The following is an 11,312-nucleotide window of genomic DNA, read 5'->3' as shown; positions in this document are numbered from 1 at the left end:
CGCGAGGTCGCGGTCGGCGACGACGACGCAGGCGCCCTCGTCGGCGAGGCGGCGGGCGGTGGCCGCGCCGATCCCCGAGCCGCCGCCAGTGACGAGGGCGACGCGGGACGCGAGGGGCTTCGGCGCCGGCATCCGGCGCAGCTTGGCCTCCTCCAGCTCCCAGTACTCGATGCGGAACTTCTCCGCCTCGTCGATCGGCGCGTACGACGACAGCGCCTCCGCGCCGCGCATCACGTTGATCGCGTTGACGTAGAACTCGCCGGCGACCCGCGCGGTCTGCTTGTTCGCCCCGAAGGAGAACATCCCGACGCCCGGCACCAGCACGATCGCCGGGTCCGCGCCGCGCATCGGCGGCGAGTCCGGGCCGGCGTGCCGGTCGTAGTAGGCGGCGTACTCCTCGCGGTAGGCGGCGTGCAGCTCCCTCAGCCGCGCCTTGGCGTCGTCGAGCGGCGCGTCCGGCGGCAGGTCCAGCACCATCGGCGCGACCTTGGTGCGCAGGAAGTGGTCCGGGCACGACGTGCCGAGCGCGGCGAGCCGGGGGTGCTCGGCGCGCGACACGAAGTCCAGGACGGCCTCGCCGTCGGTGTAGTGCCCGACCTGCGGGCGGTCCGTGGACGCCAGGCCCCGGATGAGCGGGAACAGCGCGGCGGCGCGCGCGTGCCGCTCGTCCTCGGGCAGCACCGGGTGGACGACCTCGCCGAACGGGTCGGCCTTGCCGTGCTCGGCGATGTAGGCCTCGGCGGTGCGGATGATGTCGAGCGAGTTGGCCTTGCACTCCTCGCTCGTCTCACCCCAGGCGGTGATGCCGTGCCCGCCGAGGATCACCCCGATGGCGCCGGGGTTGGCGCGCTTGATCTCGGCGATGTCCAGGCCGAGCTGGAAGCCGGGGCGCCGCCACGGCACCCACGCCACCCGGTCACCGAAGATCCGGCGCGTCAGCTCCTCGCCGTCGGCGGCCGTCGCGATCGCGATGCCGGAGTCGGGGTGCAGGTGGTCGACGTGCGCGGCCTCCACGAGGCCGTGCATCGCGGTGTCGATCGACGGGGCGGCGCCGCCCTTGCCGTGCAGGCAGTAGTCGAACGCCGCGACCATCTCGTCCTCGCGCTCGACGCCCGGGTAGACGTCCACGAGGGCGCGCATCCGGTCCAGCCGCAGGACGGCCAGGCCCTTCTCGGTGAGGGTGCCGAGGTCGCCGCCCGAGCCCTTCACCCACATCAGCTCGATGTCGCGGGCCGTCACCGGGTCGGTGACGGTGCCCTTCGCGGACGCGTTGCCGCCGGCGTAGTTGGTGTTGCGCGGGTCCGAGCCGAGGGTGTTGGCGCGTTCCAGCAGGTGCTCCACCTCGGGTGGAGTGGCGGTCATCGGATATCTCCTCATGTGCGTGCGTGGCCTCGTGTGCAACGTGGAAGGACGATCAGGCGCCCCAGCCGGCCGCCTGGCCGTCCTTGCGCTCCTCGACGATCCGCTGGTGGTACCCGGAGGCCCTGTAGGCGGCGACCGGGTCCGGGTGCAGGCCCATCTCCTCGCGCAGCTCGGCGAGCAGCGGCCGGACGTCGGTGTTGTAGGCGTCCATGAACACGGCGTTCGCCTCCAGGACGTCGCCGGACCGCTGCGCCGACCGCAGCGCGTCGGCGTCCACCAGCAGCGCCTTCGCCGTGGCCTCCTGGACGTTCATCACCGAGCGGATCTGGCCCTGGATCTTCGGCTCGATGTTGTGGCACTGGTCGAGCATGAACGCCACGCCCGTCTCGACGTCGTAGCCGCCGCCGCGGACCACCTCGTACATGATCCGGAACAGCTGGAACGGGTCGGCGGCGCCCACCATCAGGTCGTCGTCGGCGTAGAAGCGGGAGTTGAAGTCGAACCCGCCGAGCTTCCCCTCGCGCAGCAGGAACGCCACGATGAACTCGATGTTGGTGCCGGGCGCGTGGTGGCCGGTGTCGACCACGACCTGCGCCTTCGGGCCGAGCTTCAGGCAGTGCGCGTAGGAAGTGCCCCAGTCAGGCAGGTCGGTCGTGTAGAACGCCGGCTCGAACAGCTTGTACTCCAGCAGGAACCGCTGGTCGTCGCCGAGCCGGTCGTAGACGGCGGCGAGGGCCTCGGCCATCCGGTCCTGCCGGTCGCGGATGTCGTCCTGCCCCGGGTAGTTCGTGCCGTCGGAGAACCACAGCTTCAGGTCGCGGGACCCGGTGGCGTCCATGATGTCGACCGCTTCGAGCAGGTGGTCGAGGGCCTTGCGGCGGACGGCGGGGTCGGGGTTGGTGACGCTGCCGAGCATGTAGTCGTCGTCCTGGAAGACGTTGGTGTTCACCGCCCCGATCCGCACCCCCCGCTCCTTCGCGTGGGCGGCCAGCGCGGCGTAGTCGTCCACGCGGTCCCAGGGGATGTGGACCGCGACGCTGGGGGCGACGCCGGTGAACCGGTGCACCTGCGCGGCATCGTCGATCTTCTCCTGCGGGGTGCGCGGCACGCCCTGCTGGGCGAAGACCTTGAACCGGGTCCCCGAGTTCCCGTACGCCCACGAGGGGGTCTCGATCTGCTGGCGGCGCAGGGCGTCCTTCACCGCGCTGGTGTCCTTCACGCTTGCCTCTCTCTTCTCTCCGGTCCTGGTCAGTCCAGGTGGAAGACCTCGGGGAGCGTCCGCATCCCCTCGTCGGGGCGGCCGTCGAGGTCCTCGAAAAACGGCGCCATCTCCGCCTGCCACCGCGCGTTCACCTCGGTGCGGGCCATCGCCTCCTGGGCGGCCGCGAAGTCGTCGGTCTCCAGGTAGCCGACGAGAAGGCCGTCCTCGCGCAGGAACAGCGAGTAGTTGCGCCATCCGGTGTCGCGCAGGGCGCTGAGCATGTCGGGCCAGACCGCCTGGTGGCGCAGCTTGTACTCCTCCAGGCGGTCCTGCCTGACCTTCAGCAGGAAGCAGACGCGCTTCGTGCTTCCGGACATCTCTGTCTCCTTGTGGGGGGCGACCCCCCACGCCCCCGTGTCGCTTCGCTCAGATTCAGAAGTGGTACTGGTCGATGTTCTTCGCGTCGAACACGGTCGGCGGGCCGAGGATCACCTCGCCGTTGGCGCCGATCGTGCGCTCGCCGAGCTTGCCCGCCGTGAACTTCTCGCCCTCCGCGCCGGTGATCTGGCCGGACGACAGCGCCGCCGCCGCGAACGCGGCGAGGTAGCCGAGGTTCTTCGGGTCCCAGAGCTCGAAGCCCTTGACCGTGCCGTCCTTGACGAACTTGCGCATCTGGTCGGGGGTGCCGAGGCCGGTCAGCGCGACCTTGCCCTTGTACTTGGAGCCGGAGATGTAGCGGGCGGCGGCGGCGATGCCGACCGTGGTCGGCGAGATGATGCCCTTCAGGTTCGGGTACGCCTGCAGCAGGCCCTGGGTCTGCTGGAACGACTTCTGGTCGTCGTCGTCGCCGTAGGCCACCTTGACGAGCTTCATCTTGGAGTACTCGGGCTTCTTCAGCTCGTCCTGCATGAACTTGATCCAGGTGTTCTGGTTCGTGGCGTTCGCGGTCGCCGACAGGATCGCGATCTCGCCCTCGCCGCCGATCTGCTCGGACAGCAGCTTGACCTCGCTGCGGCCGATCTCCTCGGAGCTGGCCTGGTTGATGAACACGTCCCGGCAGTCGGGGTTGGTGTCGGAGTCGTAGGCGACGATCTTGATGTTCTTGGACATCGCCTGCTTGAGCGGACCGCACACCGCGTTCTCGTCGTTGGCGGCGATGAGGATCGCGTCGTGCCGCTGCTGGATCAGCGTGTTGATGTAGGAGACCTGCGACGACGCCGAGGCGTCGGACGGGCCGACCTCCTTGGCCTCACCGCCGAACTCCTTGGCCGCCGCGATGCCGGCGTTGTCGACGATCGTCTCGTAGGGGTTGTTGACCTGCTTGGGCAGGAAGGCCAGCTTCAGGCCCTTCTTCAGCGGCGCGTTCGGGTTCGCGGAGGCCTTGCCCCCGGCCTTGGCGTCCCCCGAGCCGGACGCGGAGTCCTTGGTGGTCCCGCCGCAGGCGGCCAGGCTGAGGGCCAGAGCGCCCGCCGTGGCGGCGGCCGCCAGCCGGCGCGGGGCGCGCATACGAATGCTCATCAGGGTGCCTTTCACAGTTCCGGGTCGTGCAACCGGGGTGGGTATTCAGACGGTGGAGGGACATGCGGCGGGGGGCAGGGGTCGTGCGGTCGGGTTCGAGGTGCGGTCGGGTTCGAGGGGCGGCGGGGTCAGGGTGCGGCGGCGGGGACCGCGGGTCTCGCGCCCCGCCGCCGGCCTCGGGCCTCGCGCGCCACGGCGATCAGCCGCGGCGTGAGGACGCTGATGATGAGCAGCAGGCCCGTGACGATCGACTGGACCTCGGTGGAGACGTCGTTGAGCATCAGCAGGTTGCGGAGCAGGCCGATGAGCAGCACGGCCGCGATGACGCCGCCGAGGGTGCCCTTGCCGCCGTCGAAGTCGACGCCGCCGAGCAGCACCGCCGCGATGACGGCGAGCTCCAGGCCGATGCCGTTGTCGGCGCGGGCGCTGCCGTAGCGGAGCGTGTAGACGACGCCGGCGAACCCGGCGACGAGGCCGGACACCGCGAACAGGATCAGCTTGATGCGCTTGACCCGGATGCCGGCGAAGTAGGCGGCGTCCTCCTGCGCGCCGATCGCGAACAGCGACCGCCCGACGCCGGTGGCGTGCAGGACGACGCCGGTGGCGGCGGCGAGCACGGCGAACAGCGCGACCGGGTACGGGATCGGCGTGCCCGGGATCGAGGAGGTCGCGAGATCGGTGTAGGCGACGGGGAACTCCGAGATCGCCCCGGTGCCGAGCGTCACGTACGCCAGACCCCGGTAGAGGGTCAGCGTGCCGATCGTCACGGCGAGGGACGGCAGCCCGAGCCGGGTCACCAGCAGGCCGTTCACCAGCCCGCAGACCACGCCGACGACCAGCACCAGCGGGATGATCGCCTCGATGGACATGCCGCCGTCCCACAGCTTGCCGGTGAGGGCGCTGCACAGCCCGAGGATCGAGGCGACCGACAGGTCCACCTGCCCGCACACGACCAGCAGCGTCATTGGCAGCGCGATCAGCGCGATCTCGCTGAGGTCGTCCAGCGCGAACGACAGGTTGTCGTTGTTCGCGAAGTCCGGGGAGAACCCGGCGCCGCTCGCGAACACCACCACCAGCAGGGCGGTGACGGCGGTCTCCCACCGCATCAGGCGGCTCATGACCGTCCCTCCTTGCTCTCCGGGGCGGCGGCGCGGTGCGCGGCCGAGGCCAGGGACCGCTGTTTCAGCGCCCGGGTGACGCGCAGCGCCAGCAGCCGGTCGACGCTGATGGCCAGCAGCAGCAGGACGCCGGTGATCGCGTCCTGCCAGAACGAGTTGACCTTGAGCACCACCAGCACGCTGCCGATGGTGGTGAGCAGCAGCGCGCCGAGCGCCGCCCCGTACACGGTGCCGACGCCGCCGGTGATGGCGACGCCGCCGACGACGACGGCGCTGACGACCTTCAGCTCCCAGCCGTTCGCGGCGTCGGCGACGACGGTGCCGAACCGGGCGAGCCACAGCACCCCGGCGAGGCCGGCGAGGGCGCCGCTGACCAGGTAGGCGGTGAGGACGCGGCGGCGGATCGGCACGCCGGCGAGCATCGCGGCCTCCGGGCTGGAGCCGATCGCGTAGTACTCGCGCCCGGAGGAGTAGGAGCGCAGGTAGTAGCCGACCGCCGCCATCACGACCACGGTGATGATCGGCAGGTAGGGGATGCCGAGGATCCCGTCGTTGCCGAGGCTCAGCAGCGACGCCGGAAGGTCCGCGGCGCCGATCTGGTCGCCGTGCGCGATGCGGTAGTCCAGCCCCTGGATGACGTACAGGGTGCCGAGGGTGACGACGAGGGCGGGGACGCGGCAGAAGCTGACCAGCAGCCCGTTCACGAGCCCGCAGACCAGGCCGATCCCGACGCCCACCAGCACGACCAGCACGACGTTGCGGTCCCCCGCGGAGGCGTACTTCCCTGCGCTGAACGCGACGAGCCCGACGACCGACCCGACCGACAGGTCGATGTTGCGGGTGACGACGACCATGCTCTGCCCGACGGCGAGCAGCACCAGGATCGAGGCGTTGAGGAAGATGTCCTTGAGGCCCTGGCCGGACAGGAACCGCGGGTTGGCGATCGTCGTGCCGAGCACGAGCAGGACCAGCGCGCCGAGGATGCTCAGCTCGCGGGCGCGCAGCACCATCTCGACCAGGCGGCGCCCGCCGCCCGGCGGGCCGCCCGACTCCGGCCTGGCCGGGGACTGGGTGAGGACGGTCATCGGCTCAGGCCGCCTTTCCGGTGCCGGGGCGGCCGGTCGCCGCGGCCATCACGCTCTCCTCGGTCGCGTCCGCGCGGGCGATCTGCGCGGTCAGCCGGCCCTCGTGCATGACGAGGATCCGGTCGGCCATGCCGAGCACCTCCGGCAGGTCGGAGGAGATCATCAGCACCGCCAGGTCCTGCGCGGCCAGCTCCGACAGCAGCCGGTGCACCTCGGCCTTGGTGCCGACGTCGATGCCGCGGGTCGGCTCGTCCACGATCAGCACGGCCGGCTCGGTGGCCAGCCACTTGGCGAGCACGACCTTCTGCTGGTTGCCGCCCGACAGGACGCCGACGGCGTCGCTGAGCCGGGAGTACTTCAGCTGGAGGCGCAGGCCCCAGTCGGCGGCGCGGTCCCGCTCCACCTTCCGGGAGATCAGGCCCCCGCGCCCGGTCTCGCGGCGCAGCGCCTTCAGCTGGGTCAGGCCCATGTTCCGCTCGATCGACATGTCCATGACGAGGCCCTGCTGGCGGCGGTCCTCGGGGACGAGCGCCAGCCCGGCCGACATCGCGGCCGTGGGGCTGCCCGCCGGGAGCGGGCGCCCGCCGACCTCGACGGTCCCGGCGTCCCAGCGGTCCACGCCGAAGACGGCGCGGGCGACCTCGCTGCGGCCGGCGCCGACAAGCCCGGCCAGCGCGACGATCTCGCCGCGGCGGACCTCGAAGGAGACGTCGGTGAAGGCGCCCTCGCGGGTCAGCCGGCTCACCTTCAGCGCGACCTCGCCGGGCGTGACGTCCTGCTTGGGGTAGAGCGCGTCGAGGTCGCGGCCGACCATCCGGCGGACCAGGTCGTCGGGGGTGATGTCGGCGACCATGTCGGTGCCGACGTAGGTGCCGTCGCGCAGCGTCGTGACCCGGCGGCAGATCTCGAAGATCTCCTCCAGCCGGTGCGAGATGAACAGCACCGCGCAGCCGTGCTCCTGCAGGCTGCGGGTCACCGCGAACAGGCGGGCGACCTCCTGGCCGGTGAGCGCCGCGGTCGGCTCGTCCATGATGAGCACCCGCGCGTCCCGGGAGATGGCCTTGGCGATCTCGACGACCTGCTGGTCGGCGATCGACAGGCCGCGGGCGGGCTGCTGCGGGTCCAGCGCGACGCCGAGCCGCTCGAACAGCCGCGCCGTCTCGGCGTGCATGGCGCGGCGGTCGATGCGGCCGAGCGCGCCGCGCGGCTGGCGGCCCATGAAGATGTTCTCCGCGACCGACAGGTCGGGGAACAGCGTGGGCTCCTGGTAGATGACCGCGACTCCGGCGGCCTGCGCGTCGGCGGGGCCGTTGAAGGCCACCGGCTCGCCGTCCACCCGCACCTCGCCCGCGTCGGGGCGGTGCACCCCTGCGAACGTTTTTACGACGGTGGACTTGCCGGCGCCGTTCTCCCCCGCAAGGGCGTGCACCTCGCCCGCGTGGAGCTCCAGGGTGACCCCCTGCAGCGCGCGGACCGCGCCGAACGACTTACTCACGTTGACCAGTGCCAATGTCGGCGGCGCCGAGCGGCCCGGTGCACTCATCGCGGCCCTCCTCGCGGGGGTCGTCTGTGACGTACAGATGAAAAACGTTTTAACGAGATGTTGCGGAGGACGCTAGATGTGACCCGGAGCACCCGTCAAGAGGGAACCTTGCCGCCACCCCCGCCCGACGCTGCGGAAAGCCCGTGTTCGCAAGGGCCCGTGACGTTCGGAAGTCGTACGCGGCCGGGACCGGCCGCCGGGGTTTCGCGCCCGGTGGACCCCCACCATGGGTTGACACGTTTTAATCGGATGACCCAAAGTGAGCGGCGACACAGCAGCGGACGACTCGGGGGCACACAGATTGGGCGCAGACGAGACCGGCCGCTCCGCGCCGCCGGGCAGGACGGTCGGCATCAAGCAGGTCGCGGCGCACGCCGGCGTCTCGCCCGGCACCGTGTCCAACGTGCTCAACCGGCCCGAGCGCGTCGCCGAGACCACCCGCGCCCGCGTCGAGCAGGCGATCCGCGATCTCGGCTTCGTCCGCAACGGCTCGGCGTCCACGCTGCGCGCCGGGCACAGCAGCACGATCGGGCTGATGGTCCTCGACCTGGCCAACCCGTTCTTCACCGACGTGGCGCGCGGCGTGGAGGACACCGCCAGCGAGCGCGGCTACGCGGTGATCCTGTCCTCCTCGGGCGAGTCGGACGAGCGGGAGCTGCGCAACCTGCGGGTGTTCGCCGAGCAGCGCGTCCGGGGCGTCCTGCTGACCCCGGTCGGCGACGACGGCGAGGCCGCCGACCGGCTGAGCGAGCGGGGCGTCCCGGTGGTGCTGCTCGACCACCCGACGCCGCGCGCCAACCAGTGCTCGGTCGCCGTCGACGACGTCGCGGGCGGCGAGCTCGCGGTCCGCGAACTGCTGGACGCGGGGGCCCGGACGCTGGCGCTGGTGACCGGGCCGGCCGTGCTGCGCCAGTGCGTCGACCGGCGCAAGGGCGCGCTGCGGGCGCTGCGCGCCGCCGGGCTCCCCGGGAAGGCGATGCGCGAGGTCGCGGTGGGGGCGATGAACGCCCGGTCCGGGCAGGAGGCGGCCCGGCGGCTGCTGGAGGCCGGCCCGCCGCTGCCCGACGCGATCTTCTGCGCGAACGACCTGCTCGCGCTCGGCGTGCTGCGCGTCCTCCTCCAGGCCGGGATCAAGGTGCCGGATGACGTCGCGCTGATCGGGTACGACGACATCGAGTTCTCGGCCGCGGCCGCCGTCCCGCTCAGCTCGGTGCGGCAGCCCACCTACCAGCTCGGCCGGATCGCGACGGAGCTCCTGCTGGAGGAGTGCGACGACTCGGGCGGGCACGCCCACCAGCAGGTGATGTTCCAGCCCGAACTGGTCGTCCGCGAGTCCAGCCGCTCCGCCCTGGGCGGCCCCGCCCACGGGAGGCAGGCACTGTGAAGGTCGCGCTGTTCCTCACCTGCGTCAACGACACGATGTACCCGGGGACGGGCAGAGCGGTGGTGCGGCTGCTGCGGCGCCTCGGCCACGACGTCGAGTTCCCCGAGTCGCAGACCTGCTGCGGGCAGATGCACCTCAACACCGGCTACCGGAAGCAGGCGCTGCCCCTGGTGAAGGGGTTCGCGGAGACGTTCGAGCCCTACGACGCGGTCGTGACGCCGTCCGCGTCCTGCGCGGCGATGATCCGCGACTGGCACCCCCGGCTCGCGCCGCGCACCGCCGGGGTCGCCTCCCGCGTTTACGAGCTGACGGAGTTCCTGGTGGACGTCCTCGGCGTCACCGACGTCGGCGCGTACTACCCGCACCGCGTCACCTACCACCCCACGTGCCACTCGCTGCGGATGCTGCACGTCGGCGACCGCCCGCTGCGGCTGCTGCGCGAGGTCGGCGGCATCGACCTGGTCGAGCTCCCGGACGCGGCCGAGTGCTGCGGGTTCGGCGGGACGTTCGCGCTGAAGAACGCCGAGGTGTCGGCCGCGATGTGCGCCGACAAGGTCACCGCCGTCCGGGAGACCGGCGCCGAGACGCTGTGCGCGGCGGACAACTCCTGCCTGATGCACATCGGCGGCGCCCTCACCCGCACCCGCGCCGCGGTGCGGACCGTCCACCTGGCCGAGATCCTCGCCTCGACGCGGGAGGAGCCCGCATGACCTCGCCGGCGCGTCCCCCGTGGGGGGACGACCCCCCACACCCCCCGGTTCGCTCCGCTCAGGCGATGCCGACCTACCTCGGAATGCCGTCGTTCCCGGACGCGGCCCGCCGCGCGGTGGCGGACCCGCGGCTGCGCGGGAACCTCGCGCACGCCACCACCACGATCCGCGGGCGCCGCGCCGCCGCGGTGGCCGAACTGGACGACTGGGCCGCGCTCCGCGAGGCGGGCAAGCAGATCAAGGACCATGTCCTGGCGGACCTCGGGCACTACCTGCGGCTGCTGGAGGAGAAGGTCACCGAGGCCGGCGGGACGGTGCACTGGGCCCGCGACGCGGCCGAGGCCAACCGGATCGTCGCGGACCTGGTGAAGGCCACCGGCGAGACCGAGGTCGTCAAGGTCAAGTCGATGGCGACGCAGGAGATCGGCCTCAACGAGTTCCTCGCCGAGGAGGGGATCACCGCCTACGAGACCGACCTGGCGGAGCTGATCGTCCAGCTCGGCGACGACCGGCCGTCGCACATCCTCGTCCCGGCGATCCACCGCAACCGCTCCGACATCCGCGACATCTTCCTGCGCGCGATGGAGGACGCGCCGGAGGGGCTGACCGACGCGCCGGCCGAGCTGGCCGAGGCCGCCCGGCGGCACCTGCGCGCCAAGTTCCTGTCGGCGAAGGTCGGGGTGTCGGGCGTGAACTTCGCCGTCGCCGACACCGGCACGCTCGTCGTGCTGGAGTCGGAGGGCAACGGCCGGATGTGCCTGACGCTCCCCGAGACGCTCATCTCGGTGATGGGCGTGGAGAAGATCGTGCCGAGCTGGCGGGACCTGGAGGTGTTCCTCCAGCTGCTGCCCCGCTCGTCCACCGCCGAGCGGATGAACCCCTACACCTCGACCTGGACGGGCGTGTCCCCCGGCGACGGCCCGCGCGACTTCCACCTCGTCCTGCTGGACAACGGCCGCACCGCCACCCTGGCCGACGAGGTGGGCCGGCAGGCGCTGCGCTGCATCCGCTGCTCGGCGTGCCTGAACGTGTGCCCGGTCTACCAGCGCGCGGGCGGCCACGCCTACGGCTCGCCCTACCCCGGCCCGATCGGCGCGATCCTGTCCCCGCAGATCAGGGGCATCGAGTCGGAGGTGGACGCGTCGCTGCCGTACGCGTCGACGCTGTGCGGGGCCTGCTTCGAGGCGTGCCCGGTCGCCATCGACATCCCGGAGGTGCTGGTGCACCTGCGGGCCCGCGCCGTCGAGAAGGGGCCCCGCCATCCGCTGGAGCGTGTGGCGATGGCGGCGGCCGGGTGGACGCTGCGCTCCCCCACGCGGCTCGGGCTCGCGCAGCCGCCGGATCCGGCCGCCGCGCGCCACGGCGCGGCGGCTCGCGGACGCGGCGCGCTG

At 72.0% G+C, this 11,312-nt stretch carries 10 protein-coding genes; 3 read left to right on the top strand and 7 right to left on the bottom strand.

The window, feature by feature from the left end:
- The 7 genes from rhaD to AB0K37_RS36120 all read right to left on the bottom strand — a co-directional run.
- Positions 1-1,362 (bottom strand): bifunctional rhamnulose-1-phosphate aldolase/short-chain dehydrogenase (gene rhaD, locus AB0K37_RS36150; RefSeq protein ID WP_363989011.1); only part of this gene is annotated, 1,362 nt, incomplete at its 3' end.
- A 52-nt stretch (positions 1,363-1,414) separates the two neighbouring features.
- Positions 1,415-2,581: an L-rhamnose isomerase gene (gene rhaI, locus AB0K37_RS36145; RefSeq protein ID WP_363989008.1), complete on the bottom strand. Its 1,167-nt coding sequence runs from the start codon at positions 2,579-2,581 to the stop codon at positions 1,415-1,417.
- 29 nt (positions 2,582-2,610) lie between these two features.
- The gene (locus AB0K37_RS36140; RefSeq protein ID WP_363989006.1) at positions 2,611-2,940 is read right to left on the bottom strand and encodes an L-rhamnose mutarotase; all 330 of its coding nucleotides are present in this window, start codon (positions 2,938-2,940) and stop codon (positions 2,611-2,613) included.
- Between the two features lie 55 nt (positions 2,941-2,995).
- Positions 2,996-4,081: a rhamnose ABC transporter substrate-binding protein gene (gene rhaS / locus AB0K37_RS36135; RefSeq protein WP_363989003.1), complete on the bottom strand. Its 1,086-nt coding sequence runs from the start codon at positions 4,079-4,081 to the stop codon at positions 2,996-2,998.
- Positions 4,082-4,209: 128 nt separating this feature from the next.
- Entirely contained in the window at positions 4,210-5,199 is a 990-nt protein-coding gene (locus tag AB0K37_RS36130; protein WP_363989001.1) for an ABC transporter permease, read from the bottom strand.
- Positions 5,196-6,284, bottom strand: a complete 1,089-nt coding sequence (locus tag AB0K37_RS36125; RefSeq protein ID WP_363988998.1) for an ABC transporter permease — start codon at positions 6,282-6,284, stop codon at positions 5,196-5,198. Before AB0K37_RS36125 ends, AB0K37_RS36130 begins: the two co-directional genes overlap by 4 nt.
- Positions 6,285-6,288: 4 nt before the next feature.
- Entirely contained in the window at positions 6,289-7,827 is a 1,539-nt protein-coding gene (locus AB0K37_RS36120) for a sugar ABC transporter ATP-binding protein (RefSeq protein WP_363988995.1), read from the bottom strand.
- A gap of 301 nt (positions 7,828-8,128) precedes the next feature.
- Between AB0K37_RS36120 and AB0K37_RS36115 the strand changes: the two genes are divergently transcribed.
- From AB0K37_RS36115 to AB0K37_RS36105, 3 genes are all read left to right on the top strand, one after another.
- Positions 8,129-9,211: a substrate-binding domain-containing protein gene (locus AB0K37_RS36115; protein WP_363988992.1), complete on the top strand. Its 1,083-nt coding sequence runs from the start codon at positions 8,129-8,131 to the stop codon at positions 9,209-9,211.
- Positions 9,208-9,921, top strand: coding sequence for a (Fe-S)-binding protein (locus tag AB0K37_RS36110; protein ID WP_363988989.1), 714 nt, complete (start codon positions 9,208-9,210; stop codon positions 9,919-9,921). The genes AB0K37_RS36115 and AB0K37_RS36110 overlap by 4 nt, the downstream gene beginning before the upstream one ends.
- Positions 9,922-10,004: 83 nt before the next feature.
- On the top strand, positions 10,005-11,312 hold a 1,308-nt coding region (locus AB0K37_RS36105; RefSeq protein ID WP_363989014.1), incomplete at its 3' end, for a LutB/LldF family L-lactate oxidation iron-sulfur protein.

This window comes from Actinomadura sp. NPDC049753 (assembly GCF_040674655.1).
In the GTDB taxonomy this organism is placed as follows: domain Bacteria; phylum Actinomycetota; class Actinomycetes; order Streptosporangiales; family Streptosporangiaceae; genus Spirillospora; species Spirillospora verrucosospora.
Note: the sequence above shows the minus strand (reverse complement) of the source record. Positions and strands in the feature narration are given on the sequence as shown.